The sequence below is a fragment of the Streptomyces sp. NBC_00576 genome (assembly GCF_036345175.1).
Lineage (GTDB): Bacteria > Actinomycetota > Actinomycetes > Streptomycetales > Streptomycetaceae > Streptomyces.
In genome coordinates this window covers 7,301,789-7,328,161 of the sequence record NZ_CP107780.1, presented here as the reverse complement: position 1 = coordinate 7,328,161, position 26,373 = coordinate 7,301,789, and the positions used below count along the sequence as shown (strand labels likewise).

Annotated in this window: 20 protein-coding genes and 1 pseudogene; 6 read left to right on the top strand and 15 right to left on the bottom strand. The window is 68.7% G+C overall.

Going from position 1 to position 26,373, the window contains the following annotated elements; translation table 11 throughout:
- Nucleotides 1–94: 94 nt before the first annotated feature.
- From OG734_RS32025 to OG734_RS32010, 4 genes are read right to left on the bottom strand one after another with little or no spacing between them, the layout of a single operon-like run.
- Nucleotides 95–1,075 carry an ABC transporter substrate-binding protein gene (locus OG734_RS32025; protein ID WP_330290914.1) on the bottom strand — a complete coding sequence of 327 codons (981 nt, stop codon included), beginning with the start codon at nt 1,073–1,075 and terminating at the stop codon, nt 95–97.
- A gap of 14 nt (nt 1,076–1,089) precedes the next feature.
- Nucleotides 1,090–3,108 (bottom strand): ABC transporter permease, encoded by a 2,019-nt coding sequence (locus OG734_RS32020; RefSeq protein WP_330290913.1) that lies wholly within the window; start codon nt 3,106–3,108, stop codon nt 1,090–1,092.
- Entirely contained in the window at nt 3,105–4,199 is a 1,095-nt protein-coding gene (locus OG734_RS32015) for a quaternary amine ABC transporter ATP-binding protein (protein ID WP_330290912.1), read from the bottom strand. The genes OG734_RS32020 and OG734_RS32015 overlap by 4 nt, the downstream gene beginning before the upstream one ends.
- Nucleotides 4,200–4,219: 20 nt before the next feature.
- Nucleotides 4,220–5,692 (bottom strand): aldehyde dehydrogenase family protein, encoded by a 1,473-nt coding sequence (locus tag OG734_RS32010; protein WP_330290911.1) that lies wholly within the window; start codon nt 5,690–5,692, stop codon nt 4,220–4,222.
- A gap of 265 nt (nt 5,693–5,957) precedes the next feature.
- On the opposite strand from OG734_RS32010, the gene purU reads away from it, so the two are divergent.
- Complete coding sequence (purU, locus tag OG734_RS32005; protein WP_330290910.1) at nt 5,958–6,839, top strand: formyltetrahydrofolate deformylase; 882 nt, start codon at nt 5,958–5,960, stop codon at nt 6,837–6,839.
- Nucleotides 6,840–7,033: 194 nt separating this feature from the next.
- On the opposite strand, the gene OG734_RS32000 is transcribed toward purU, so the two are convergent.
- The 3 genes from OG734_RS32000 to OG734_RS31990 all read right to left on the bottom strand — a co-directional run bounded on the left by OG734_RS32000 (nt 7,034) and on the right by OG734_RS31990 (nt 10,409).
- Nucleotides 7,034–7,717 (bottom strand): response regulator transcription factor, encoded by a 684-nt coding sequence (locus OG734_RS32000; RefSeq protein ID WP_330290909.1) that lies wholly within the window; start codon nt 7,715–7,717, stop codon nt 7,034–7,036.
- A 50-nt stretch (nt 7,718–7,767) separates the two neighbouring features.
- Nucleotides 7,768–8,970, bottom strand: coding sequence for a sensor histidine kinase (locus OG734_RS31995; protein ID WP_330290908.1), 1,203 nt, complete (start codon nt 8,968–8,970; stop codon nt 7,768–7,770).
- A 236-nt stretch (nt 8,971–9,206) separates the two neighbouring features.
- Nucleotides 9,207–10,409 carry a sensor histidine kinase gene (locus OG734_RS31990; protein WP_330290907.1) on the bottom strand — a complete coding sequence of 401 codons (1,203 nt, stop codon included), beginning with the start codon at nt 10,407–10,409 and terminating at the stop codon, nt 9,207–9,209.
- A gap of 338 nt (nt 10,410–10,747) precedes the next feature.
- Here OG734_RS31990 and OG734_RS31985 point away from each other — a divergent pair, with 338 nt between their 5' ends.
- Nucleotides 10,748–11,209, top strand: coding sequence for a DUF2690 domain-containing protein (locus OG734_RS31985; RefSeq protein WP_330290906.1), 462 nt, complete (start codon nt 10,748–10,750; stop codon nt 11,207–11,209).
- A 326-nt stretch (nt 11,210–11,535) separates the two neighbouring features.
- Nucleotides 11,536–11,679: pseudogene (locus OG734_RS31980) on the top strand (DUF397 domain-containing protein); the annotation flags it as partial.
- Nucleotides 11,680–11,812: 133 nt separating this feature from the next.
- On the opposite strand, the gene OG734_RS31975 reads toward OG734_RS31980, so the two are convergent.
- Nucleotides 11,813–12,649, bottom strand: coding sequence for a 5,10-methylenetetrahydrofolate reductase (locus OG734_RS31975; protein ID WP_330290904.1), 837 nt, complete (start codon nt 12,647–12,649; stop codon nt 11,813–11,815).
- A gap of 3 nt (nt 12,650–12,652) precedes the next feature.
- Entirely contained in the window at nt 12,653–14,332 is a 1,680-nt protein-coding gene (betA, locus tag OG734_RS31970; protein WP_330290903.1) for a choline dehydrogenase, read from the bottom strand.
- 201 nt (nt 14,333–14,533) lie between these two features.
- Here betA and OG734_RS31965 point away from each other — a divergent pair, with 201 nt between their 5' ends.
- Nucleotides 14,534–15,280, top strand: a complete 747-nt coding sequence (locus OG734_RS31965; RefSeq protein ID WP_330293864.1) for an IclR family transcriptional regulator — start codon at nt 14,534–14,536, stop codon at nt 15,278–15,280.
- 64 nt (nt 15,281–15,344) lie between these two features.
- Here OG734_RS31965 and OG734_RS31960 read toward each other — a convergent pair whose 3' ends face one another.
- From OG734_RS31960 to icmF, 6 genes are all read right to left on the bottom strand, one after another.
- The gene (locus OG734_RS31960) at nt 15,345–16,472 is read right to left on the bottom strand and encodes an aromatic ring-hydroxylating oxygenase subunit alpha (protein ID WP_330290902.1); all 1,128 of its coding nucleotides are present in this window, start codon (nt 16,470–16,472) and stop codon (nt 15,345–15,347) included.
- 133 nt (nt 16,473–16,605) lie between these two features.
- Nucleotides 16,606–17,775: an NAD(P)/FAD-dependent oxidoreductase gene (locus OG734_RS31955; protein WP_330290901.1), complete on the bottom strand. Its 1,170-nt coding sequence runs from the start codon at nt 17,773–17,775 to the stop codon at nt 16,606–16,608.
- The gene (locus tag OG734_RS31950) at nt 17,772–18,134 is read right to left on the bottom strand and encodes a bifunctional 3-phenylpropionate/cinnamic acid dioxygenase ferredoxin subunit (protein WP_327695012.1); all 363 of its coding nucleotides are present in this window, start codon (nt 18,132–18,134) and stop codon (nt 17,772–17,774) included. The genes OG734_RS31955 and OG734_RS31950 overlap by 4 nt, the downstream gene beginning before the upstream one ends.
- Nucleotides 18,135–18,416: 282 nt before the next feature.
- Nucleotides 18,417–19,049, bottom strand: coding sequence for an MBL fold metallo-hydrolase (locus OG734_RS31945; RefSeq protein ID WP_330290900.1), 633 nt, complete (start codon nt 19,047–19,049; stop codon nt 18,417–18,419).
- Nucleotides 19,049–20,134, bottom strand: a complete 1,086-nt coding sequence (locus OG734_RS31940) for an S-(hydroxymethyl)mycothiol dehydrogenase (RefSeq protein ID WP_330290899.1) — start codon at nt 20,132–20,134, stop codon at nt 19,049–19,051. The genes OG734_RS31945 and OG734_RS31940 overlap by 1 nt, the downstream gene beginning before the upstream one ends.
- Nucleotides 20,135–20,250: 116 nt before the next feature.
- Nucleotides 20,251–23,484: a fused isobutyryl-CoA mutase/GTPase IcmF gene (gene icmF / locus OG734_RS31935; RefSeq protein ID WP_330290898.1), complete on the bottom strand. Its 3,234-nt coding sequence runs from the start codon at nt 23,482–23,484 to the stop codon at nt 20,251–20,253.
- 252 nt (nt 23,485–23,736) lie between these two features.
- Here icmF and OG734_RS31930 point away from each other — a divergent pair, with 252 nt between their 5' ends.
- Both OG734_RS31930 and OG734_RS31925 read left to right on the top strand, forming a co-directional pair.
- Entirely contained in the window at nt 23,737–25,752 is a 2,016-nt protein-coding gene (locus tag OG734_RS31930) for an NADPH-dependent 2,4-dienoyl-CoA reductase (RefSeq protein ID WP_330290897.1), read from the top strand.
- A gap of 67 nt (nt 25,753–25,819) precedes the next feature.
- Nucleotides 25,820–26,368 (top strand): PadR family transcriptional regulator, encoded by a 549-nt coding sequence (locus OG734_RS31925; RefSeq protein ID WP_330290896.1) that lies wholly within the window; start codon nt 25,820–25,822, stop codon nt 26,366–26,368.
- The last annotated feature ends 5 nt before the right edge of the window (nt 26,369–26,373 follow it).

Here is a 26,373-nt window from a genome sequence, read left to right as displayed (position 1 = left end):
GGGGCGGCGGGGGCGAAACACAGCAGTGCCCGGCAGCCGGCGCACGCGTACGCGCACCGCCCACCGGGCAGCCGTGCTCAACCCACTCCAGGCACTACTTGATCCAGGCGTCGACCTTCGCCTTGTTGGCGTCGACCCACTTCTTCGCCGCCGCCTCGGGGGTCATCTTGTCCTCGGCTATGTACTTGGCCACGGTGTTCTGGTCGTCGTTCGTCCAGGTGAAGTTCTTGACCAGGTCATAGGCCGGGCTGCCCGACTTGGCGAACTTCGCGCTGACGATCTTGTCGAGCTTGTACACGGGGTAGTCGCACGCGACCTTCTCCAGGTCGGCGTCGCAACCCGCCTTGTACTCGGGCAGCTTGATCTTGACGAGGGGCACCTCGGCCATGAACCACTGGGGCTCGTAGAAGTAGCCGATCACCCATTCCTTGTTCTTCTCCGCCTTGCGGAAGGCCTGGATGAGCGCGGTCTCGCTGCCCGCGTACACCACCTTGAAGTCCAGCTTCAGGTTCTTCACCAGCGCCTCGTCGTTGGTGACGAACGACGGGTCGCCGTCGAGGAGCTGGCCCTTGCCGCCCGACTCGGAGGTCTTGAACTTCGCCGCGTACTTGTCGAGGTTGTTCCAGTCGGTGATGTCCGGGTGCGCCTTGGCCAGCCACGGCGGCACGTACCAGCCGATCAGACCTTCGTTGCCGGTCGCGCCGACCTCGACGGCCGTCTTCTGGTCGGTGATGTACTTCTTCTTCAGGTCGTCGTGGCCCCAGTTCTCGATGACGGCATCGACCTCGCCCGTCCCGAAGCCCTGCCAGGCGATCGCTTCCTTCAGGTCCTTCTTGGTGACCTTGCAGCCGAGGTCCTGCTCCGCGACGTACGCGACGACCGCCGCGTTCGCCTCGTAGCCGACCCACGGGTTGACCGCGAGGTTGAAGGTGCCGCACTTCGCGGAGGACCCGGAAGAGGTGTCGGAGCCCGCGGGGTCGTCGCCTACCTTCGCGCCGCCGCAGGCGGTGAGGGTGAGGGCGAGGACGGCTGTGCCGACCGCGCCGGCTCTCCACTTCGTTGCTTGCCTTGCCATGGTGGGTTAGCTCCTTACGCGCTGGTACGCCGCGCCGCTGCCTGAGTGATCCGGTCGAACATGACTCCGAGAAGGACGATGGCCAGCCCCGCCGCCAGCCCCTTCCCGTACAGCTGCCCCTGCGAGAAGCCGGCCACGACGTCGTAGCCGAGGGCGCCCGCGCCTACCAGGCCGCCCACAACAACCATCGACAGCACGTAGATCAGACCCTGATTGGTGGCCAGGGTCAGGGCTCCTCGTGCCATCGGCAGCTGGACCTTGGTGATGATCTGCCAGGTGTTGCACCCGGCGGAGGTGGCCGCTTCCACGGTGGTCGCGGGCACGTTCCGTATCCCGTCCGCGATGATCTTCATGGCGACGGGTGCCGCGTAGACGATGGCCGCGACGATCGCCGTGAAGCGGGTCGCGCCGAACAGCGCGAGGAACGGTACGAGGTAGACGAACGGCGGCATGACCTGTGCCGCGTCCAGGGTGGGACGGATCAGGCGGTCCGCGAGCGGGCTGCGCCCCATCCACACGCCGACGACGACGGCCAGCAGCAGCGTCATGACCGTGGCCACGAGCGTGGACGCCAGGGTCGTCATGCTGTCCGACCAGACACCGGTGGCGACCAGCAGACCGACGCACACGGCCGTGGTGACCCCGGACCGCCAGCCGCCGAGTACCGTGCCCAGCCCGATCAGGACCGCGCCGACGAGCCACCAGGGGGAGTCGGTGAGCAGGGTCTGGAACGGGTTGAGCAGACCGTTGGTGAGGGCGTCCCGGAAGGCGTTGGTGAGGCCCGACAGGTTGTCCTGCACCCAGGTGCTCGCGGTGTCGGCGCCGCTCGCGACGGAGCTGCCGACACTGCCCTCGCCGGGGAACTCTGCCGCCCATAGGTAGGTGTGCGACAGGTAGACGAGGACGGCGGTGACGGCCGCTCCGGCCACCACCAACTGCCGCCGCCTGGCGAGGAGTCGGCCGCCCGAGCGCCGGGCCGCCTCCTCACGCACACTCGCCGCGGTCGTGACGCGGTCGAGGACGATGGCCATGACCACGATGGCTAGGCCCGCATTGAAGGCCGTACCCACGTCGAGCGACTGCAGGGCCTGGATGACGGTCTTGCCCAGGCCGGGCGCGTCGATCAGGGCGGCGATGGTCACCATGGCGAGGGCCGCCATGATCGTCTGGTTGATGCCCATCACCACGGTCCGCTTCGACATCGGCAGCAGGACCTTCAGCAGCGACTGCCAGCGGGTCGCGCCCAGCGAGTCGGCCGCCTCGACGGTGGTCTCCGGCACGGACCGGATGGCGTGCGCGGTGATTCGGATCGCCGGCGGCGCCGCGTAGATGACGGTGGCGATGGTGGCGGAGGCGCCGCCGATGAGGAAGAACAGGGTCAGCGGGGCGAGGTAGACCATGGTGGGCATCGTCTGCATGAAGTCGAGGAACGGCGTCATGATCCGGTTGACCCGGTCGGACAGCCCCGCCCACACGCCCAGCGGGATCGCGAACAGCAGCGCCACGAACACCGCGGAGAGCGTCAGCGCGAGCGTGTCCATGCTCTCCTGCCACAGGCCCTGGAGCCCGAAGAAGGTGAACCCCGCCACGGTCAGCAGCGCCACCCGCCAGTTGCCCACGGCCCAGGACACGAACCCGGCGATGCCGACGACACCGAGCCACCCGATCTGCGGCAGGGGGCGGGTGTCGGACGGCTGGGAGATCAGGTGCTGGACGAGGGTCGCCAGGTTGTCGATGACCAGGCGGATCTCGTTGAAGAAGTAGAGGAAGAGCGGGTTGGAGTTGCGGTTGGCGCCGATCGAGTCGTTGACGTCGTTCAGCCACCGGTGCAGATCGGTGAGGTCCGCCGCCGCGAGCGTCAGGGTGTTCGTGCCGCGCAGTACGGCGAACAGCACCAGCCAGACGACCAGGATCGCCCCGACCACCATGCGGCGGCTGACCCGCCGTACGGCCGCTGCGGGCGCCGCCTCGGACACGGCGTCCGTCTCCTGCGGCGGCTCCGGTACCGGGGGTTTCTCCATGGCGACGGTCATCGCTTGTCGCCGCCTTCCTGCCCGGCGACCACCGCGAGGATCTCCTCGTCGCCGACCAGGCCGATCAGCTTGCCGTTCTCGACGACCTTGACCGGCTTCTCGGCGGCGAGGACAGCCCGGGTGGCTTCCCGCACCACGACGTCCGGACCCAGCTCGGGGCCGCCCAGATCGTCGCCGTCCACCGGCGGGCGCATGATCCAGCGCAGGGTGAGGACGTCGGCACGCGGCACGTCCTTCACGAACTCGCGTACGTAGTCGTCGGCGGGAGCGCCCACCAGCTCATCTCCCGTACCGCACTGAACCATCTTGCCGTCGCGCATGATGAGGATGCGGTCGCCCAGTTTGAGCGCCTCGGAGAGGTCGTGGGTGATGAACACCATCGTCTTGCCGACCTCGTGGTGCAGCCGGATGACCTCGTTCTGCATGTCACGGCGGATCAGCGGATCGAGCGCCGAGAACGGCTCGTCGAAGAGAAGGACTTCCGGATCGCCCGCCAACGCCCTTGCCAGGCCCACGCGTTGCTGCATACCGCCGGAGAGCTGATCGGGGTAGGAGTTCTCGTACCCGGAAAGCCCGACCAGCTCCACAACCTCCAGGGCCCGCTTCATACGCTCGGCCTTGCCCATCCCGCGGATCTCCAGCCCGAAGCTGACGTTGTCGACAACGCGCCGGTGCGGAAGCAGCCCGAAGTGCTGGAAGACCATGGAGAACTTCTCGCGGCGCAGCTCGCGCAGCCGCTTGTCGTCGGCGTCGCGGATGTTCTCGCCCTCGAAGACGATCTCACCGGCGGTGGGTTCGATCAGCCGGGTGAGACATCGCACCAGGGTCGACTTGCCGGAACCCGACAGACCCATGACCACGAACACCTCGCCGGGCGCCACGTCGAAGTCGATGTCGCGTACGGCGGCGGTACATCCCGTACGGTCCATCAGCTCGCGTCGGGTGAGCCCGCACAGCTCCTCCGACTCCGGCACCCGCTCGGCCTTCGGCCCGAACACCTTCCACAGGCCGCGCACGGAGATGACCGGCGTGCCGTCCGAGTCCTGGGGCGTGCCGCGCCGCTGCGGCACCTCGGTCTGTACTGGGGTCACGATCGACCTCTTTTCGGCGTTCAGCCGCGGAACCAGTGCTGCGGCCGGGGTTGGATGTTCTGCCAGATGTGCTTGGGCTCTCGGTACTCGTCAAGGCCGCTCGGTCCCAGCTCCCGGCCGACACCCGAGTGCCCGAAACCACCCCATTCCGCCTGCGGCACATAGGGGTGGTAGTCGTTGATCCACACGGTGCCGTGGCGCAGCCGCCGGGCGACCCGCTGGGCCTTCCCGGCATCCTGCGTCCACACGGCCCCGGCGAGTCCGTACTCGGTGTCGTTGGCGATGCGTACGGCATCGTCCTCGTCGCCGCTGAAACGCTCCACGGTGAGCACGGGCCCGAAGGACTCCTCGTGCACCACCCGCATGTCCTGAGTGCACTCGTCGAGCACGGTGGGCGGATAGTAGTGGCCGTCGGCGAGCGAGGGATCGCTCGGCCGCTCACCACCGCAGCGCAGTACGGCACCTTCAGCCAGCCCGGCCGCGACATACGCCTCGACCTTCTCCAGGTGCTGGGCGGAGATCAGCGCGCCGGTCTCGGCCTCGGGGTCGAAGGGCCCGCCGAGCCGGATCTGCCGGGCGCGCCGCACGACCTCGTCCACGAACCGGTCGTGGAGGGAATCCTCGACGATGAGCCGCGCACCGGCGGAACAGACCTGCCCGGAGTGCAGGAACACGGCGGTGAGCGCGAAGTCCACGGCCGTCTCGAAGTCGGCGTCGGCGAACACGACGTTGGGGTTCTTGCCGCCGAGTTCCAGGGCCACCTTCTTCACGCCGGCGGCGGCGGTGGCCATGATGCGCTTGCCGGTCTCCAGGCCCCCGGTGAAGGAGACCATGTCGACGGCGGGGTCCTCGGAGAGCGGCGCACCCACCTCGGGCCCGGCACCCAGCACGAGGTTCGCGGCACCCGCCGGGAGTCCGGCTTCCGCCAGCGCCCGCATCAGGAGGATCGAGGTGGAGGGGGTGAGCTCACTGGGCTTGAGGACGATCGTGTTGCCGGCGAGGAGGGCCGGGGCGACCTTCCAACTGGCTTGCAGAAGGGGGTAGTTCCAGGGAGTGATGAGCCCGCACACACCGATGGGCTCGTACACCACCCGGCTGACGGCGTCGTCGCGGCCGGTGTCGATCACCCGGCCGGCGTCGGTGCCGCCGATCCCGCCGTAGTGGCGGAAGCAGGAGACGACGTCGGCGATGTCGTACTCGCTCTCGACCAGCCGCTTGCCGGTGTCCAGCGACTCGGCGCGGGCGAACTCCTTGGCGTCGCGCTCCATGATGTCCGCGGTGCGCAGCAGCAACTGGCCACGCTCCCGTTCGGGAGTACGCGGCCAGGGTCCTGTGTCGAAGGCACGGCGGGCGGCGGCGATCGCGGCCTCGGCGTCGGGCCGCGTCCCTTCCGAGACGGTGGCGGCGAGCCTGCCGTCAGCGGGACATCGTATTTCCCGGCGGCCACCGGCAACCGGTTCCCGCCATTCACCGTCCACATACAGGTCTGCCACGCGCCAAGCCTTTCCACAGGAATTCGTTGCGCATCGTGCACCCAATTGCTCGTGGTGGAACACCCTCGCGAATGTGCGGACATACGTCAAGTAGTTGGCGGATGACGATTTCGACAGGCGGGCGGCTGGGCGCGAAGCCGCGAGCGCGGTGGCGTCGACAGTCATGAGCGCAGTTCCTCGGCCGCCCTTGACCGGAGCGGTCACCGAGCCGACCATGTTGCGTATCGCTCACCATGTTGTGCAATACGCACCGACGGAGGTCGACGTGTCCCCTAAGTTTCCTCGACCCGTACCTGGCAGTGAGTACGTCCTCACCCTCTCGTGCCCCGACAGCTCGGGGCTGGTCCACGCCGTGAGCGGCTTTCTCGTCCGGAACTCGGGAAACATCCTGGAGAGCCAACAGTTCGATGATCGGCTCCAGGGCCGTTTCTTCATGAGGGTCCACTTCGATGTTTCCGATCCGAACGCCGACCTGGAAAACCTGCGTTACCGATTCGGTCCCGTCGCCGAGGCCTACGGCATCTCCTGGACCCTGCGGGACGCGTCGACGCCGACCCGGACCCTGATCATGGTGTCCAGGTTCGGCCACTGCCTGAACGACCTCCTCTTCCGTTGCCGCACGGGCGGCCTCAACATCGAGATCCCGGCCATCGTCTCCAACCACCGCGACTTCGAGGGCCTGGCGGAGAGCTACGGCATCCCCTTCCACCACATCCCGGTGACGCGGGACACCAAGCCGGAGGCGGAGGCGCGGCTGCTGGAGCTGGTGCGCGAGCTGGACGTCGACCTGGTGGTGCTGGCCCGCTATATGCAGGTCCTCACCGACGACCTGTGCAAGCAGTTGGAGGGGCGCGCGATCAACATCCACCACTCCTTCCTCCCGAGCTTCAAGGGCGCGCGTCCGTACGAGCAGGCCTACGACCGCGGCGTGAAGCTCGTGGGCGCGACGGCGCACTATGTGACGTCCGACCTGGACGAGGGGCAGATCATCGAGCAGGACGTGGTCCGGGTGGACCACTCGCTCGACCCCGGGGAGCTGGTGACGGTGGGGCGGGATGTGGAGGCGCAGGTGCTGGCGCATGCGGTGAAGTGGCACAGCGAGAGCCGGGTGATGGTGGAGGGGAATCGGACGGTGGTTTTCCGCTGAGGTTCGTATACAGGCCGGGTGAGTACAGCCCAGGTCGCGCGCTTTTCCCACCCAGTCGGGCCCTCGCGGCGTCGGGCCCCGCTGCGACGGCTTCGATCATCTCCCACTCACCGCGCCAGGCCGCGAGGGCCGGGCGGCGGTCGCGCTCCTTTGTCGCTCCCGGGCGCCTTTGACGACATGGCGGTTCCAACACCTCAGGTGTTGTCCATGCCCCGGGCGGCGGGGCTGCGGGAGATCAGTCCGGTCTCGTACGCGAAGACCACCGCCTGTGCCCTGCTGTTCAGGGTGAGCTTGCTCATGCAGCGGTGGACGTGTGTCTTGATGGTCGCCGTGCTGAGCACGAGCCGCTGGGCGATGTCGGAGTTGGACATGCCCGCCCCGACGAGCCCGAGGACCTCCAACTCCCTGGGGGTCAGGGTGTCCAGCGCGGAGTGCGGCTCGGATGCGGCCGGGCGGGGGGTGTAGGTCTCGATGAGTCCTTTGATCACTGGGGCGCTGAACAGCATGTCGCCGGCGTGCACGGTGTCGATGGCGGCGAGCAGCCGGTCCGGTGGAGTGTCTTTGAGCAGGAAGCCGCAGGCGCCGACCTTGAGAGCGCCGTAGACGTACTCGTCGAGGTCGAAGGTGGTCAGGACGAGGACCTTGGGGGGCGGGGGCGCGGCCTGGGCGAGGATGCGCTCGGTGGCGGTGATCCCGCTGATGCCCGGCATGCGAATGTCCATCAGGATGACGTCGGGTCTGGTCCGCGTGGCGATCTCGATGGCCTCCCCGCCGTCCCGCGCCTCGCCGATGACCTCGATTCCCGGTGCGGCCCGCAGGAGTGCGACGAGTCCCGAGCGGATGAGGAACTGGTCGTCTACGACAAGCACTGTGGGCATGCGTGGTGTCGCCTTCCTGCGGCTGCCCGGCCTGGAGCCGAGACGCTTGTTCACCTGTCGCGGGACACCGGAACCATCAGCGCGACTTCGAACCCGCCCTGCGGGCCAGGGCCTGCCGTCACCGTCCCGCCGTAGACACCGGCCCGCTCACGCATCCCGATCAAACCATGACCGCCGGGCCCCGCGGTGGTGGCGACGGGAATTGCCTGTCCGTCGTCGGCCACCCGGACACGGACCGCGGCCTCGTCGAAGTGCACCGCGACACTCGCGTTCGCCGCCGGCGCGTGCTTCATGACGTTGGTGAGAGCTTCCTGGATGACCCGGAAGACACACAGATCGACACCCGGCGGCAGCGCGAACGAGGCACCCGTGATCCGGACGTCGACGGAGACACCCGCGGCTTCGACGCGCCGGGCCAACTGGTCCAGCCGCCCGAGTCCGGGGGCCGCGGTGTGGTCACCCCCCTCTTCCTCCTGGGCACGCTCGGTCCCTTCCTTGAGCACGACCAGCATGCGGCGCATCTCCGCCATGGCCTCGTGAGCGCTGCCCGCGATGGTCTCCAGCGCCTCACGGGCCGTCCCCGGGTCGGAGGTGAAGACGTATCCGGCCAGGCCGGTCTGGACGGAGATCGCAGACACGTGGTGGGCGACCACGTCGTGCAGTTCACGCGCTATGTTCATGCGCTCGGCCATGACGGCCCGCTGCGCCTTCTCCTCCTGCTCCAGGCGCAGTTGCTCGCTGAGCACCGCAAGGCGCTCGCCGCGCTCCGCGAGCCGGCGGGACCGGTCGCCGGTCACCCAGGTGACGGCGACCGTCACGGTCACGAAGACCACACTCAGCGGGCCGATCCCGGGCTCGGCGAGCCGCGTGCCCCACAGCAGCACGAGCAGCGACCCCACGGCGCACTTCGCCACGAGCCTGCGCGGGCACCGCGCCGCGACGGTGTAGAACGCCAGGCACAGCCCGCAGACGACGACCGGGTGGTAGTAGGCCAGGGTGAGATAGCACAGCGCGCAGGCCGCCGTGCCGATGAGCACGGTCAGGGGAGCCCGGCGGCGCACGGCCAGCGGCAGATAGACCAGGGCGAGCAGCACGTAGGCCCATACATCGGTGTGCCGCCAGTAGCCCTGCGAGTTCGGCAAGTTGCGCAGCATCGTGCCCATGATGCCGAGCGACACCACCGCGTAGACGAGGTCTGCCACCTGCGGGAAGGCCCTGCGAACCGCCGGGCTCCACGTGCGCTGCGCGAACATCGTCCGAGCGTAGGCCCCGAGCAATCGCTCCACCCCGCTTTCCACCCCAGCTACACCCCAGGTGGTACACCGCCAACCGGCGTCAAGCGGCGAAGGCTGACGTGCGCGCGCTTCCCTGGCCGAAGGTCAGCTCGGACGACTCGTGGTTACGGATCTCCGCGCAGATCAACGAGCACTGTGGGCAGGCGTGGTGTCGCCTCCCTCGCGGCTGCCCGGCCGGGAGCCGAGACGCTTGTTCACCTGTCGCGGGACACGGGGACGGTGAGTTCGACTTCGAAGCCGCCCTGCGGGCCGGGGCCGGCGGTCACCGTCCCGCCGTAGACACCGGCCCGCTCACGCATCCCGATCAGGCCATGGCCGGCGGGCCCCGCGGTGGTGGCGACGGGAATTGCCTGTCCGTCGTCGGCCACCCGGACACGGACCGCGGCCTCGTCGTAGTGCACCGCGACACTCGCGTTCGCCGCCGGCGCGTGCTTCATGACGTTGGTGAGAGCTTCCTGGATGACCCGGAAGACACACAGATCGACACCCGGCGGCAGCGCGAACGAGGCACCCGTGATCCGGACGTCGACGGAGACACCCGCGGCTTCGACGCGCCGGGCCAACTGGTCCAGCCGCCCGAGTCCGGGGGCCGCGGTGTGGTCGCCCCCCTCTTCCTCCTGGGCACGCTCGGTCCCTTCCCTGAGTACGACCAGCATCCGGCGCATCTCCGCCATGGCCTCGCGAGCGCTGCCCGCGATGATCTTCAGCGCCTCACGGGCCGTCTTCGGGTCGGAGGTGAAGACGTATCCGGCCAGGCCGGTCTGGACGGAGATCACGGACACGTGGTGGGCGATCACGTCGTGCAGCTCACGGGCAATCTTCATCCGCTCGGCCATGACGGCCCGCTGCGCCTTCTCCTCCTGCTCCAGGCGCAGTTGCTCGGTGAGCACCGCGAGCCGTTCACCGCGCTCCGCGAGCCGGCGGGACCGGTCGCCGGTCACCCAGGTGACGGCGACCATCACGGTCACGAAGGCCGCGCTGAACGGGCCGTTCCCGGGCTCGGCGAGCCGCGCGCCCCACAGCAGCACGAGCAGCGACGCGGCCGCGCACTTCGCGGCGACCCTGCGCGGGCACCGCGCTGCGACGGTGTAGAGCGCCAGGCCCAGTCCGCTGACAACGACCACGTGGTAGTAGGCCAGGGTGAAGTAACACAGCACGCAGGCCGCCGTGCCGATGAGTACGGTCAGGGGAGCCCGGCGGCGCGCGGCCAGCGGCAGATAGACCAGGGCGATCAGCACGTAGGCCCATACATCGGCGTGCCGCCAGTAGCCGTGCGGGTCCGGCCAGTTGTGCAGCATCGTGCTCGAGATCCAGACCGAAACCACCGCATAAACAAGGTCTGCCACCTGCGGGAAGGCCCTGCGAACCGCCGGGCTCCACGTGCGCTGCTCGAACATCGTCCGAGCGTAGGCCCCGAATAATCGCTCCACCCCGCTTTCCACCCCAGCTACACCCCAGGTGGTACACCGCCAACCACCCTGGTTGCAGACGGAGTTCAACCCACAGTGGGGCGCGAGGGGAAAGCCCTTCCGGCTAGCTTTCCATCTGCGACAACGACCGGCCGCTCATCCCCGGTCGCATGCGGTGCGATCGCCACGGCACCGCAGGAAACAAGGGGACTGCGCAAATCGAAGCTCTCTGACATGCAACCCGAAGCGCGAAGGAAGCGTTCGCGCCCTTGGATTCGCGCACCACGGTCCACCGCTCCTTAGCCCTTTCCGAAAGGCTGATTCCCGTGAGTTCACGACTGCTCAGAACAGTTCTCCCCCTGCTGCTGGCCGCCAGTTCGTCTCTTCTGCTCACCAGCAACGTCCACGCGGCTTCCTACGACGGGCAGGACCCCACATACAGCGGCTGCGCACATGGGGCCTACGTGGCCAAGTCGGCTACGGACCGCTACTACAGCTCGACGTACGGGAAGACTGTCTCCGTCCAGGCGAACCTGTGGTACAGCCCCACGTGTCGAACAGTGTGGGCCGTGGTCGACAACACTGTTCCTGAGCAGTACTGGTCCGGCATGGGCTGCAACGTCTGGCGCAACAGTGACGGCAAGCGCTATGGCTGCTCGCGCAAGACCGGCACCAACGAGATGATCTCGATGATGCTCAACGACAAGGATGTGACCAGCTACGCCACTGCCTGGAGCTACATCGGCAACGACCCTCACGAAATGTACGCGCGCACTGGTTCGTTCTGACGAGGACCAGACCGCCAAGGGCCTCAGGTCGGTCTGTACGGCGCCGATCGAGGACGCGACCTCCGCCCGGCCCATTCCCCCTGCATGCCTACAAGACTGGCCCCGACTCGCCCGAGCCGGGGCCAGGGCCAGGGCCCGAGATTTTCAGCAGCGCTCCACCTTCCGCGGGACAGATGACACACCCCGTCAGGAGTGATGCGGACGGTCACGCCGCGGTTGACCGCTTCCCGAATGTTGCACCGAGTACGGACATAGCCGCCCGCCCTCCCCGGGGTCGTCGCTGTAGTAGCTCGTCCCGACGGCACCCCGTGACGATCGAATCCCCGGTTGCCGCGAACCTCGTCGTCTCGCGCGGCGTGGTCCCCGTCCGCGACTCCAAGAACCCGGACGGTCCGGTACTGGACATCCCCGCCGCCTCGTTCGCCTCCTTCGTGGCGAGCGTCAAGACCGGAGAGTTCGGCACCTTCTGACCACCAGGCCGGCTGCCGCCCCCTCAGCCCGTCCGGCGTTTGAGCACGAGGCCCCTGCAGGGCCGAAGCGGGGGTCTGGGGGCGGCAGCCCCCAGTAACGCTCACCACTCCCAGCGCGCCCACGAGGCGAACCTCAGCCGCCCAACCGTTCCAGCACAGCCCGCCGCCACCGCTCCGTCTCCGCGACCTGGTTGAACGTGAACAGGTGCAGCCCCGCCACCCCCGCCCCAGGCGCCGTGAGCGCCCCCTCCGTCCGGGAGAGCAGCCGCTCCGGCGAGTACCCCCCGGGCGCCGCGAACCGCAGGAACCACGACGCGTGCTTCGTCAGGAAGCGCGTCGACTCCCCCACCCCGATCTTCGTCGCCATGGACAGCAGCTTCGCCCGCTGCACAGGCCCCGCGACACCCACGTACACGGGCAGGGAGACATCCCGGCGCCGCACCCGCCCGACCCACTCCCCCAGCACGCGCGCGTCGAAGCACAGGTTGCTCACGATGTACGTGGCGTGCTCGCGCTTGTCCCACATCGCCTGGATGGTGACGTCGTCGTGGATGAGGGGATGGCTCTCGGGGTAACCGGTGACGCCGACGTGCGTGAACGGGCTGCCCAGCTCACCGAGCCTGCGCAGCACCGGCAGGGCACCCTCGTAGGCTCCCGCGGGCGGATTCGCGTCGCCCGCGGGCACGAAGACGTCGTCCACGCCCACCTCGCGCAGCCGGTCGACGACGTCCTTCAGATGCGCGTCGTCCCGCAGCAGCCGGGCCGGCACATGCGGGACGACGCGATAACCGTGCGCCGCCAGCCGCCCGGCAAGGTCGAGGGTCGGCTCCAGCCCCTTGACCGGCGACGCCGTCACGGTGATGACGACATCGCGCGGAACGTGGGCGAGGACCTTCTCCTCGGTCGCCTTCGCGGGCAGCACCTCATAACGGACGCGCTCCAGCAGCGCCCTCAGTCCTGAGGCACCCACCCTCTACCCGGCCTGCGGGGCGTCGGCGTCACGGTGGCGGTAGTACGCGGCCTTGGAGGCAGGCAGCGGCTGCTTGCCGAGAATCAGATCGGCGGCCTTCTCGGCGATCATCATCACCGGCGCGTAGATGTTGCCGTTGGTGACGTAGGGCATCACCGAAGCGTCGACGACCCGCAGCCCCTCCACACCGTGCACCCGCAGACTCTCCGGGTCGACAACGGCCATCTCGTCCGCCGAGGGCCCCATCTTGCAGGTGCAGGACGGGTGCAGAGCCGTCTCGCCCTCCTTGGCGACCCAGTCGAGGATCTCCTCGTCCGTCGCCACCTTCGCCCCCGGCGAGACCTCTCCGTCGTTGTACGGAGCCATGGCCGGCTGGTTGAGCAGCTTGCGGGCCACGCGGATCGCCTCGACCCACTCGCGCCGGTCCTGTTCGGTGGAGAGGTAGTTGAAGCGCAGCGCCGGATGTTCGCGCGGGTCTGTGCTCTTGATCTTCACCGAGCCGATGGCGTCGGAGTACATGGGGCCCACGTGCACCTGGTAGCCGTGGCCGCCGGCCGGGGACGAGCCGTCGTAGCGGACGGCGATGGGCAGGAAGTGGAACATCAGGTTGGGGTAGTCGACGTCCTCGTTGCTGCGGGCGAAGCCCCCGGCCTCGAAGTGGTTCGTGGACGCCGGTCCCTTGCGGAACAGCCACTGGAGCCCGATGAACGGGGCGCGCCACTTCGCCAGGTACGGCTGCATGGACACCGGCTGTTTGCAGGCGTACTGGATGTACACCTCAAGGTGGTCCTGCATGTTCTCGCCGACACCGGGGAGATCGTGGACGACATCGATGCCCAGCGCCCCCAGCTCCTCGGCGTTGCCGACGCCCGAGAGCTGGAGCAGCTGCGGGGAGTTGATCGCGCCGCCGCAGAGGATGACCTCCTTGGCGCGGACCTGCTGGGGCGCCCCCTTGCCGCGCTGGTACTCGACACCGACGGCCCGCTTGCCCTCGAAGAGGACCCGGTTCACGAAGGCACGTGTCTTGACGGTGAGGTTGGGCCGCTTCCGTACTGGCTTGAGGTACGCCTTGGAGGCCGAGAGCCGGCGTCCCCGGTGGACGTTCCGGTCGAACTTGGCGAAGCCCTCCTGGCGGTACCCGTTGACGTCGTCCGTGGGCGCGTACCCGGCTTCCTCGGTGGCCTTGAGGAAGGCGCCGAAGAGCGGGTTGGTGGCGGGGCCGCGTTCGAGGACGAGGGGGCCGTCGTGGCCGCGGAACTCGTCGTCCGGGTCGGCGGCGAGACAGTTCTCCATGCGCCGGAAGTACGGCAGACAGTGCGCGTAGTCCCAGCTCTCCATGCCGGCGTCGGCTGCCCAGCGCTCGTAGTCCATGGGGTTTCCGCGCTGGAAGATCATGCCGTTGATGCTGCTGGAGCCGCCGAGCACCTTGCCGCGCGCGTGGTACACGCGCCGGCCGCCCATGTGGGGTTCGGGCTCGGACTCGTACTTCCAGTCGTAGAAGCGGCTGCCGATGGGGTAGGTCAGGGCCGCGGGCATCTGGATGAAGACGTCCCACGGGTAGTCGGACCGGCCGGCCTCCAGGACCAGTACCTGGTTCGCCGGGTCCGCGGACAGCCTGTTCGCAAGTGCGCTGCCGGCCGATCCGCCGCCGACGATGACGAAGTCGTATTGCAGGGGAGCCATGATCTCTCGTCTCGCTCGCGCCGTAGATACGCGAGGCATGCTAATCGAGTAGCGTTATGCGCACCAGGTTGCGGGACACGCAACGTGAAAGGTCTTGGTTTCCGAGCTGTTACTTGCAGTGGTGTTGTTTACTGCGCGTATAGTTTCGTTGTGAGCAACCACAGCACAGACCCCGAAACGTCCAATTCACAGGCCGGCGGAGTGCAGTCGGTCGACCGCGCGATCAGCGTTCTGGAGATCCTCGCCCAGCGTGGCGAGGCAGGCGTCAGCGAGGTCGCTGCCGAGATCGATGTTCACAAATCCACGGCGTTCCGGCTGCTCGGCGCGCTGGAGGCACGCGGTCTGGTGGAGCAGGCAGGCGAGCGCGGCAAGTACCGGCTCGGCTTCGGCATCGTGCGGCTGGCCGGCGCGGTCACGGGCAGTATCGACATCACCCAGCAGGGCCGTCCGGTCTGCGAACAGCTCGCCGAGGAGATCGGCGAGACCGTCAACATCGCCGTGCTGCAGGAGCACTACGCGGTCAACCTGTTCGAGGCACGCGGCCCGGGAGCCGTCAGCGCGTACAACTGGGTCGGCCAGCTGACCCCGCTGCACGCCACCTCCAGCGGCAAGATCCTGCTGGCCCACCTGCCCGCGAAGGAGCGCGCCTCGCTGCTGAACGGGGCGGGCCTGAAGAAGGTCACCCCGCACACCATCACGGCGAAGACGAAGCTGGAGAAGGACCTCGCGGAGGCGCGGGAGCGTGGGTACGCGTGGACGCAGGAGGAGCTGGAGATCGGGCTGCACGCGATGGCGGCGCCGATCCGGGACCACACCGGGACGGTTGTCGCGGCGGTGAGTGCGTCCGGGCCTTCTTACCGGTTCACCGAGGAGCGGTTGCATGAGCTGGCTCCGGTGCTGGTGAAGGGTGCGGCGGAGATCAGTCACCGTATGGGGTATCTGGGGTGAGTTCGTTGAGTGCGGGCCGGTGGGGGCTTGTCGCGCAGTTCCCCGCGCCCCTTACACGCGCCCCTTAAGGGCGCGTGCCCAGGCGCTCGCTCACCCAGTCGTGGAAGGCGCCGATGTGGTGCTCGCTCGGCACCAGGACGCCGCCCTTCGCGTAGAGCCGGGAACGCATCCCTGGCTGGGTGCGCTCGCAGGCCTCGAAGTCCTGGCGGTTGACCCGGTCGAAGAGTTCCACGGACCGGCTGACGTCCTTGCCGCTCTCGACGACGTGCGGGAGGTACAGCCAGTCGCACTCGACGATCGTGCGGTCGGCGGCCACCGGGTACATGCGGTGGAAGATCACATGGTCGGGTACGAGGTTGATGAACACCTGCGGTTTGACGGTGATCGCGTAGTAGCGGCGGTCCTGGTCCTCGGCGACGCCCGGGATGCGGTCCAGGCCCTCGGAGCCGTCGATGGTGAAACCCTGGACCTCCCCGCCGAACTCGGCGCCGTGGCCGACGTAGTACTGAGCGGCGTAGCCGTCGGCGAACTCGGGGAGCACCTCGGTGAGTTCGGGGTGGATCGTGGCGCAGTGGTAGCACTCCATGAAGTTCTCGATGATGAGCTTCCAGTTGGCCTTCACGTCGTAGACGATCCGCTTGCCGACCGAGAGGTTGTCGACGTCGTAGTGCTCGATCGACTCGACGTCACCGAGCCGGCCGATGACCTCGCCGATGACGTCCTCCTCGAAGGACGGCGGGTTCTCCGCGAGGCAGACCCAGACATAGCCGAGCCATTCCCGGACGGCCACGCTCACCAGGCCGTACTCGGTGCGGCCGACGTCCGGCATCTTGGTGAGGTTGGGCGCGGCGACGAGCTTGCCGTCCAGGCCGTAGGTCCAGGCGTGGTACGGACATTGGAAGGCCCGCTTGACCTCGCCGGACTCCTCCGTGCAGAGCTTGGCGCCACGGTGCCGGCACACATTGAAATAGGCACGGACGGAGTTGTCCCGCGCCCGCGTCACGAGGATGCTCTCGCGACCCACGTCAACGGTCCGGAAGGCGCCGGGCTTCGCCAGCTCGGACGCGCGCGCGACACAGAACCACATGGTCTCGAATATGTGCTCCTGCTCCTGCTCGAAGATCCCCGCGTCCGTGTAGGAGGAGCCGGGAAGGGTGGCGATCAGACTGTCGGGCAGGCTGTTCGAGGTCACGGTGCACTCCTCGGAGAAACGTTGTGGTGGTCAGGATCGGTCAACGAGATATCGCGTAGCGCCCCGTAGGGGCGCACGCGATAGGGGCGCGGGGAACTGCGCGACCAGCCCCCACCGGGCCCGCAGCCAAAACTCACCGCACCCCCGGCACAGCACTCAACTGCTTACGCCACCGCACAAACAGCCGAGGCTGATTCATCCCCAACACAGCAACCGCCTCCCCGGCCCGCCGATAAACGGCCAGGACGTTACGGTCACCAACCGCACCCTCCTCGACCGTCACGCTGTCCGCCCCAACCGCAAACCCGGCGAACTGGATCTTCACCCCGTACTGATCGGACCAGAAGTAGGGCGGCCGGGGCACCCCCGGCTCCACCGCACCCCCGGCCAGCAGCGTGGCCACAGCGGCAGCGGGCCGCTCCATCGCGCCGGTCCAGTGCTCGACCCGGCGATGCGCGCCCACCCGGGGGTCGTACCAGTTGGCGCAGTCGCCGACCGCGACCACACCGGCGAGGCTGGTGCGGCCGTCGGCGCCGCACTTGACGCCGTTCTCCAGGGCGACGCCGGATCCTGCCAGCCAATCGACGCAGGGCCGCGCACCCACGCCGACGACGACGATGTCGGCGGGAACGCTGCGCCCGTCGTCGAGCAGCACGGCCTCGACCGCCCCTTCTCCGCTGAGCCCTTTCACCCCCACCCCGCACAACAGCCGTACGCCGTGGTCCGCGTGGAGGCCCGAGACGACGGCGCCCATGGTCTCGCCCAGCGGTCCGGCGAGCGGTGTCGGGGCGGCCTCGATCACTGTCACGTCGAGGCCGAGGGCGTACGCGGTGGAGGCGACCTCGGCGCCGATGAACCCGCCGCCGATCACCACCAGCCGTCCACCGCGGGCCAGTTCGTCGCGCAGGGCGCGGGCGTCGTCGAGGGTGCGCAGGGTGTGCACGCCGACGAGACCGTCCGCACCCGGCAGGGTGCGGGCGGCGGCGCCGGTCGCGATGACGATGCCGTCGGCGCGGATGTTCCGGCCGTCGGCGAGGCGGACGGACCGGTCGGTGCGGTCGAGGCCGGTTGCGCGGGTGCCGAGCAGCCACTCGGCGCGCAGGTCCTCGCCGTCCGTCTCCAGTCCGAGATCCGCCTCGCCGAGGGTTCCGGCCAGGAACTCCTTGGACAGTGGCGGCCTGTCGTACGGGCGGTGGGCCTCGTCGCCGATGAGGACCAGCCGCCCGTCGTAGCCCTGTGTGCGCAGGGAGCGAGCCGCCGACAGTCCGGCCAGCGAGGCGCCCACCACCGCCACTGTTCTCACGCGGGACCCCCGGCGAGCCGGGACGCGATGCACGGGGGCAGGTTGGGGGCGTCCGTGGACACCCGTACGTAGATCATGCCGTCCTCGACGACGACCTCGTGCGTCCGCACCGGCAGCTTGGCCGGCGGGGAGTCGACCGCGCCGGTGCGCAGGTCGAACTTCGAGGCGTGCAGCGGGCATTCCACCTCGCAGCCCTCCAGCCAGCCGTCGGCGAGCGACGCATCCTGGTGGGTGCAGGTGTCGTCGATGGCGAAGACCTCGCCGTCGTCGGTGTGGAACACCGAGACCGGCGGGTCGATGTCGAGCCGGAAGGCCTCACCTCGCGGAAGATCCGCGAGACGGCACGCGGGAATCATCATGACACCTCGGTGCGTATAGCGAAACGGATTGCGGTAAGCGCAACGTCAGTTTGAGGGCGCCCAGAACCCTTGTCAAGAAGTCCAGGGGGCCGGGACAAGCCATTGCACGGGTTGCGTCCTGAACAACACTACGCACATTGCACAACTTGAAACCAAGCGAGCCCGATGCCGGAATGAGCGCGTCAGAGCAGCTCAGACAGGTATCGGGCAGGCATTGGGTAGATATCGGCAAGCGAAGTCCCCCACTCCGGGGGCGTACGGCTCGCCGGACGGACCGAACGGTCAGAAACCGCGGTCGATCCACTCCTGGAGGTGCGGGGCCTCGGCGGCGACGGTGGTCGTGTCCCCGTGCCCTGTGTATACGACGGTGTCCCCGGGCAGGGTCAGCAGCCGGTCCCGGATCGAGTCGACGATGGTCGGGAAGTGGGAGTAGGAGCGGCCGGTGGCGCCGGGGCCGCCCGCGAAGAGCGTGTCGCCGCCGAAGAGGGCGCTCAGGGCGGGTGCGTACAGACAGACCGCACCCGGGGCATGGCCGGGCGTGTGCAGCACGGTCAGCTCGGCCCCGGCGACGGTCAGCACCTGGCCGTCGGTCAGCGAGGCGTCGGGCTCCCGGTCCGGGTGGGTCTGCTTCCACAGCGGCAGATCGTCGCCGTGGAGGAGGATCGGGGCGCCGGTGCGCTCGGCGAGGGCGGGGGCCGCGTCGATGTGGTCGTTGTGGGCGTGGGTGCACACGATGGCGGTCAGGCGCCGGTCGCCGACGGCCGCCGCGATGGCGTCGGCATCGTGAGCGGCGTCGATGACGACCGCTTCACTCTCATCGCCGATGATCCACACGTTGTTGTCGACGTCCCAGGTGCCGCCGTCGAGCGAGAAGGTGCCCGAGGTGACCAGGCGTTCGATACGGACGCCGGCCATCACAGCACCACCACCGAACGCAGCACGTCGCCACCGTGCATCCGCTCGAACGCCTTCTCGACGTCGTCGAGCGCGATGGTCTCGGTCACGAAGGCGTCCAGCGGAAGGCGGCCCTGCAGGTGCAGGTCGATGAGCATGGGGAAGTCGCGGGAGGGCAGGCAGTCGCCGTACCAGGACGACTTCAGCGAACCGCCGCGCCCGAAGACGTCGATCAGCGGGAGTTCGAGCTTCATCTCCGGCGTCGGCACCCCGACCAGGACCACTGCCCCGGCGAGGTCGCGGGCATAGAACGCCTGCTTGTACGTCTCCGGGCGGCCCACCGCCTCGATGACCACGTCGGCGCCGTGGCCGCCGGTCAGCTCACGGATCGCCTCGACGGCATCGGTCTCCCTGGAGTTGACCGTGTGGGTCGCGCCCAGTTTGCGGGCGGTCGCGAGCTTGTTGTCGTCGATGTCGACGGCGATGATCTTCGCCGCGCCGGCCAGGTTCGAGCCGACGATCGCCGCGTCCCCGACCCCACCGCAGCCGATGACCGCGACGGAGTCGCCGCGACCGACGTTCCCGGTGTTGATGGCGGCGCCGATACCGGCCATCACGCCACACCCCAGCAACCCGGCGACGGCAGCGGAGGCCGACGGATCGACCTTGGTGCACTGCCCGGCCGCGACGAGGGTCTTCTCGGCGAAGGCACCGATACCCAGCGCCGGCGACAGCTCGGTGCCGTCGGTGAGGGTCATCTTCTGCTTGGCGTTGTGCGTGTTGAAGCAGTACCAGGGCCGCCCGCGCAGACAGGCCCGGCAACTCCCGCACACCGCACGCCAGTTGAGGATCACGAAGTCACCGGGAGCCACATCCGTGACCCCCTCCCCCACCGACTCCACGACACCGGCGGCCTCATGGCCGAGCAGGAACGGGAAGTCGTCGTTGATCCCGCCCTCGCGGTAGTGCAGGTCGGTGTGACAGACCCCGCAGGCCTGGATCTGGACCAGCGCCTCGCCCGGACCGGGGTCCGGCACGAGGATCGTCTCCAGGCTGACGGGGGCGCCCTTGCCCCGCGCGACGACAGCACGGACCTGGTGAGTCATGGCCACTCCTCGGCTGGTACGAAACGGCTGACACAGAACCGGGATGTTGCTCATTACGGCACACATCTCACGTGTCGCAACACAGCATCATCGAGTGCCGACCACCGGTCAAGGATTCAGACGTTCCTCCGGTACTGGCCCCCGATCTCGAAGAACGCCTCGGTGACCTGGCGCAGGGTGCACACCCTGGCTGCGGCCATCAGGGCCTCGAAGGCGTTGTCGCCACCCGTGGCGGCCTCCTTCAGCCGGGCGAGCGCCTGCGTGGCCTCCGCTCCGTGCGTGTTCTGGAAGTCGCGGACGCGCGCGAGCTGGGACTCCTTCTCCGTCTCCGTGGCGCGGGCGAGCTCGACCTCCTGGGGTGCTCCCCCGCCACCGGGCCGGCGGAAGGTGTTGACGCCGATGATCGGCAGCGTGCCGTCGTGCTTGCGCTGCTCGTACAGCATCGACTCGTCCTGGATGCGCCCGCGCTGGTAGCCGGTCTCCATGGCACCGAGTACGCCACCGCGCTCGTTGATCCGGTCGAACTCGGCAAGCACGGCCTCCTCGACCAGGTCGGTGAGCTGGTCGATGATGAACGACCCCTGGAGCGGGTTCTCGTTCATGGCGAGGCCCCACTCGCGGTTGATGATGAGCTGGATCGCCAGCGCCCGCCGCACCGACTCCTCGGACGGGGTGGTGACGGCCTCGTCGTAAGCGTTGGTGTGCAGGGAGTTGGCGTTGTCGTAGATGGCGATCAGGCCCTGCAGGGTGGTGCGGATGTCGTTGAAGTCCATCTCCTGGGCGTGCAGGGACCGCCCGGAGGTCTGCACGTGGTACTTCAGCTTCTGGCTGCGCTCGCCCGCCCCGTACCGGTCCCTCATCGCGACGGCCCAGATCCGGCGGGCGACCCGGCCCAGCACGGAGTACTCCGGGTCCATGCCGTTGGAGAAGAAGAACGACAGGTTGGGCGCGAAGTCGTCGATGTGCATACCGCGCGCCAGGTAGGCCTCGACGTAGGTGAATCCGTTGGCCAGGGTGAAGGCGAGCTGGCTGATCGGGTTCGCCCCGGCCTCGGCGATGTGGTAGCCGGAGATGGACACGGAGTAGAAGTTGCGGACCTTCTGCTCGATGAACCACTCCTGGATGTCGGCCATCATCCGCAGACTGAACTCGGTGGAGAACAGGCAGGTGTTCTGCCCCTGGTCCTCCTTGAGGATGTCGGCCTGCACGGTGCCGCGCACGTTCGCGAGCGCGTGTGCCCGCAGCTGGGCAGCCTCCTCGGACGACGGCTGACGTCCTTCCGCCGCACGGAACTTCTCGATCTGCTGGTCGATGACGGTGTTGAGGAAGAACGCCAGCACAGTCGGCGCAGGGCCGTTGATCGTCATCGACACCGAGGTCGTCGGCCCGACGAGGTCGAACCCGTCGTACAGCGCCTTCATGTCGTCCAGGGTGGCCACGGAGACACCGGACGTGCCGACCTTGCCGTAGATGTCGGGGCGTTCGTCGGGGTCCCGGCCGTAGAGGGTGACGGAGTCGAAGGCGGTGGACAGCCGGGTGGCCGGCTGGCCCTCGGACAACAGCTTGAACCGTCGATTGGTACGGAACGGATCACCCTCGCCGGCGAACATCCGCGCCGGGTCCTCGCCGTCGCGCTTGAAGGGGAACACACCGGCGGTGAACGGGAAGAGGCCCGGCAGGTTCTCCCGGCGCCAGAACCGCACCAGCTCGCCGTGGTCGGTGAAGGCGGGCAGCGCGACCCGGGGGATCTTGTTGCCGGAGAGGGACTCGCGGTTCAGCTTCGTACGGATCTCCCGGTCCCGTACCTTCACCACCTGCTCGTCACCGGAGTACGACGCCACGACCGCGGGCCAGTTCCGGATCTGGTCCCCGATGTCGTGCGGGAGATCCCGGTGGGCGTCGGCAAGCAGCGACTCCACACCCCCCGCCTCGGCCCCGGCCTCGACGAGCTCGCCCCTGACGGCGTCCAGCCGCTGCACCCGGCGGGCAGCCTCGGCCAGCGACTCGGTCTCGGCGTGGTACGCGCGGACCGCGTCCGTGATCTCGGCGAGGTAGCGCACCCGCTCGGCGGGTACCACGCGCCGGATGCCGGAGGAGTGCCGTACGGCGACCGGCGCCAGGGCGCCCTCGGACAGCGGCAGCCCCCGCTCGGCCAGACCTGCCCTCAGGTGCTGGTAGAGCGCGGTGACACCGTCGTCGTTGAACGTGGCAGCCGAGGTGCCGTACACCGGCATGTCCTCGGGCTTCTTGCCGAACGCCTCGCGGTTGCGCACCAGCTGGCGGCCCACGTCGCGCATCGCGTCCTTGGCGCCGCGCCGCTCGAACTTGTTGATCGCCACGACGTCGGCGAAGTCGAGCATGTCGATCTTCTCCAGCTGCGAGGCGGCGCCGAACTCCGGCGTCATCACGTACATCGACGTGTCGACGTACGGAACGATCGCCGCGTCACCCTGGCCGATGCCCGGCGTCTCCACGATCACCAGGTCGAACCCGGCGGCCTTGACCACGTCGATCACGTCGGACAGGTGCTCGGGCAGCTCACGGCTGCCCCGGGTGGCCAGGCTGCGGAAGAAGACCCGGCTGCCGTCCAGGGAGTTCATCCGGATGCGGTCGCCGAGCAGCGCCCCGCCGCCACGACGCCGGGTCGGGTCGACGGCGATCACCGCGATCCGCAGCTTGTCCTGCTGGTCGACCCGGAACCGCCGTACCAGCTCGTCGGTCAGCGACGACTTCCCGGAGCCGCCGGTACCGGTGATCCCGAGAACGGGCGTGACCCGTGCCGCGGCAGCAGCACGCACCTGCTCCAGAAGCTCCGGGGGCAGCTTGCCCAGCTCCGCACCGGTGATGGCACGGGCGATGGCGAACCGGTCGCCGGTGAGGACGGCGGCGGCGTCGACCGCCTTGCTGTCCCAGAGATCGAAGTCACAGTCCTTCACCACCGAGTTGACCATCCCGGCGAGGCCCATCCGCTGCCCGTCCTCGGGCGAGAAGATGGTCACGCCGCTGCGGCGCAGCCGGGCGATCTCCTCGGGCACGATGACCCCGCCGCCACCCCCGACCACCTGAATATGCTCGGCCCCCTGCCCGCGCAGAGACTCGACCAGATACTCGAAGTACTCCACATGCCCGCCCTGGTACGACGAGACGGCCACCCCGTGCGCATCCTCCTCCAGCGCCGCGTCCACGACCTCCCGCACCGACCGGTTGTGCCCCAGGTGGATCACCTCGGCACCCTGGGACTGGAAGATCCGCCGCATGATGTTGATCGAGGCGTCATGCCCGTCGAACAGCGCCGAGGCGGTGACCAGACGGACGGGATGCACGGGACGGTGGAGATCGTTAACGGTCATGGGGGCCTTCCCAAAACGCGCCGGAGCACTGGCTGCCAGCTGCCGGGCTGTCGATTTACTTGGACGTCCTAGTAAATAGGATACTAGGACGTCCAGGTAAATAGCGGGAGGGACACACGCTTCCAACCCGTCCGGCCGCCCCCAAATGTGCCGCACGCCATTGTGCAACTAGTTGCACAATCCCACCCCCGTCCTCTACAAAGACAGGACCGACCCCGCCGCGCCCGCCCCGCCCGCCCCCCGGAGGCCCCCATGAGCCACTACCCCCACCTGCTGACCCCCCTGGACCTGGGCTTCACCACCCTCCCCAACCGCGTCCTCATGGGCTCCATGCACGTCGGCCTCGAAGAAGCCGAACGCGGCTTCGAACGTATGGCCGAGTTCTACGCAACCCGCGCCCGAGGCGGCGTCGGCCTCATCGTCACCGGCGGCATCGCCCCCAACGACGCCGGACGCCCGTACGAGGGCGGCGCCAAACTCACCACCGACGCGGAAGCCGAGCAGCACCGGACGGTCACCGACGCCGTACACCACGAGGGCGGCAAGATCGCGCTGCAGATCCTGCATTTCGGCCGGTACGCCTACCACCAGGACCTGGTCGCGCCGAGCCCCCTCCAGGCACCCATCAGCCCCTTCCCCCCGCACGAACTCACCGACGCCGAGGTCGAGCAGACCATCGACGACTACGCCCACACCGCCCTCCTCGCCCGCCGGGCCGGCTACGACGGCGTGGAGATCATGGGCTCCGAGGGCTATCTGATCAACGAGTTCATCGCCGCCCCGACCAACCACCGCACCGACCGCTGGGGCGGCTCGTACGAGAACCGCACGCGCTTCCCGCTCGAAATCGTCCGCCGGGTACGCGAGGCCGTCGGCGAGGACTTCATCCTCATCTACCGCCTGTCGATGCTGGACCTGGTCCCGGGCGGCTCCACCCTCGACGAGGTGATCACCCTCGCCCGGGCCGTCGAGGCGGCCGGCGCGACCATCATCAACACCGGCATCGGCTGGCACGAGGCCCGTATCCCCACCATCGCCACCTCGGTGCCGCGCGGCGCGTACACCTGGGTGACGAAGAGGCTCATGGGCGAGGTCGGCATCCCCCTCGTGACCACCAACCGCATCAACACCCCTGAAATCGCGGAGGAGTTGCTCGCCGACGGGTGCGCGGACATGGTGTCGATGGCCCGCCCGATGCTCGCCGACCCCGACTTCGTGAACAAGGCGCGCGACGGGCGCCCCGAGGCGATCAACACCTGCATCGGCTGCAACCAGGCCTGCCTGGACCACACCTTCAGCTTGAAGATCACCTCCTGCCTGGTCAACCCGCGCGCCTGCCACGAGACGGAACTCGTCCTCTCACCGACCAAGCTGCGCAAGCGGGTTGCCGTCGTAGGCGCCGGCCCCGCCGGACTCGCCTGCGCCGTCTCCGCCGCCGAACGCGGCCACCACGTCACCCTCTTCGACGCCGCGTCCGAGGTCGGCGGCCAGCTGAACGTCGCCCGCAAGGTCCCCGGCAAGCAGGAGTTCGACGAGACCCTGCGCTACTTCCGCCACCAGCTCGACGCCCACGACGTGGACGTACGCCTCAACACCCCGGTGACCGCAGCGGCATTGACCACGTACGACGAGATCGTCGTCGCCACCGGCGTCACCCCTCGCACCCCCGACATCCCCGGCGTCGACCACCCGAGCGTCGTCGGCTACCTCGACGTCCTGCGCGACAACGTGCCCGTCGGCGACCGCGTCGCGATCCTCGGCGCCGGCGGCATCGGCTTCGACGTCGCCGAGTACCTCACCGACAGCGGCGACAAGACGAGCGAGGACCCGGCGGCGTACTTCCGCGCCTGGGGCGTCGACATGGACTACCGCACCCCCGGCGGCCTGGCCGCACCCGAGCGCCCCGCGCCGCCGCGTACCGTCCACCTGCTCCAGCGCAAGGCGTCCAAGGTCGGCGCCGGACTCGGCAAGACCACCGGCTGGATCCACCGCGCCGAACTCAAGCACCGGGGCGTCACCATGACCCCGGGCGTCCAGTACGACCGCATCGACGACGCCGGCCTGCACGTCACCGTCGACGGCACCCCCACGGTCCTACCGGTCGACACCGTCGTCCTGTGCACCGGCCAGGACCCGCGCCGCGACCTGTACGACGAGCTGCTCGCCGCCGGCCGCAGCGTGCACCTGATCGGCGGCGCCGACGTGGCCGCCGAACTGGACGCCAAACAAGCCATCAAGCAGGGCACCGAGGTGGCAGCGGCGCTCTGACGACCGTACGGACGCACCCCGTACGAGCAACACCAGAACAGATAACCCCGGTCCCTAGGATTGAGCCATGTCCCTCCCGCACGCGATCCTCACCGCCCTGCTCGAAAAGCCGTCCTCGGGGCTGGAGTTGACCCGCCGGTTCGACCGGTCGATCGGCTACTTCTGGTCGGCGACACATCAGCAGATCTATCGCGAGCTGGGAAAACTGGAGGCCGAGGGACACATCCGGGCCCTGCCCACCGAGCAGCCGACCCGCGGGCAGAAGAAGAGCTACGAGGTCCTGCCCGCGGGCCGCGCCGAACTGGCCCGCTGGACCGCCGCACCCCAGGACCCGAAGCCCTACCGCGACACGATGCTGCTGCGCCTGCGCGCCTCGGCGGTCGTCGGCACCGAAGGCATCGAGGCCGACCTGCGCCGCCATCTCACCCTGCACCAAAGCCAGTTGGCCGAGTACGAGGAGATCGAGAAGCGCGATTTCCAGCCCGGCCGCGACGCCCCCCAGGACCGCCTCCAGCACCTGGTCCTGCGTGCGGGCATCGACCTGGAGACCTTCTGGACCCAGTGGCTCACGCACGCCCTGACGGAGTTCGCGGAGCTGCCCGACAAAACCACATGAGCGCC

Excerpts from the sequence above, each read along its gene's own strand:
- OG734_RS32025 (WP_330290914.1), bottom strand. The coding sequence starts at position 1,075 with ATGGCAAGGCAAGCAACGAAGTGGAGAGCCGGCGCGGTCGGCACAGCC.
- OG734_RS31945 (WP_330290900.1), bottom strand. The coding sequence starts at position 19,049 with ATGGCCGGCGTCCGTATCGAACGCCTGGTCACCTCGGGCACCTTCTCG.
- OG734_RS31950 (WP_327695012.1), bottom strand. The coding sequence starts at position 18,134 with ATGATGATTCCCGCGTGCCGTCTCGCGGATCTTCCGCGAGGTGAGGCC.
- OG734_RS31990 (WP_330290907.1), bottom strand. The coding sequence starts at position 10,409 with ATGTTCGAGCAGCGCACGTGGAGCCCGGCGGTTCGCAGGGCCTTCCCG.
- OG734_RS32020 (WP_330290913.1), bottom strand. The coding sequence starts at position 3,108 with ATGACCGTCGCCATGGAGAAACCCCCGGTACCGGAGCCGCCGCAGGAG.
- betA (WP_330290903.1), bottom strand. The coding sequence starts at position 14,332 with ATGGCTCCCCTGCAATACGACTTCGTCATCGTCGGCGGCGGATCGGCC.
- OG734_RS31940 (WP_330290899.1), bottom strand. The coding sequence starts at position 20,134 with ATGACTCACCAGGTCCGTGCTGTCGTCGCGCGGGGCAAGGGCGCCCCC.
- icmF (WP_330290898.1), bottom strand. The coding sequence starts at position 23,484 with ATGACCGTTAACGATCTCCACCGTCCCGTGCATCCCGTCCGTCTGGTC.
- OG734_RS31995 (WP_330290908.1), bottom strand. The coding sequence starts at position 8,970 with ATGTTCGCGCAGCGCACGTGGAGCCCGGCGGTTCGCAGGGCCTTCCCG.
- OG734_RS32000 (WP_330290909.1), bottom strand. The coding sequence starts at position 7,717 with ATGCCCACAGTGCTTGTCGTAGACGACCAGTTCCTCATCCGCTCGGGA.
- OG734_RS31925 (WP_330290896.1), top strand. The coding sequence starts at position 25,820 with ATGTCCCTCCCGCACGCGATCCTCACCGCCCTGCTCGAAAAGCCGTCC.
- OG734_RS31930 (WP_330290897.1), top strand. The coding sequence starts at position 23,737 with ATGAGCCACTACCCCCACCTGCTGACCCCCCTGGACCTGGGCTTCACC.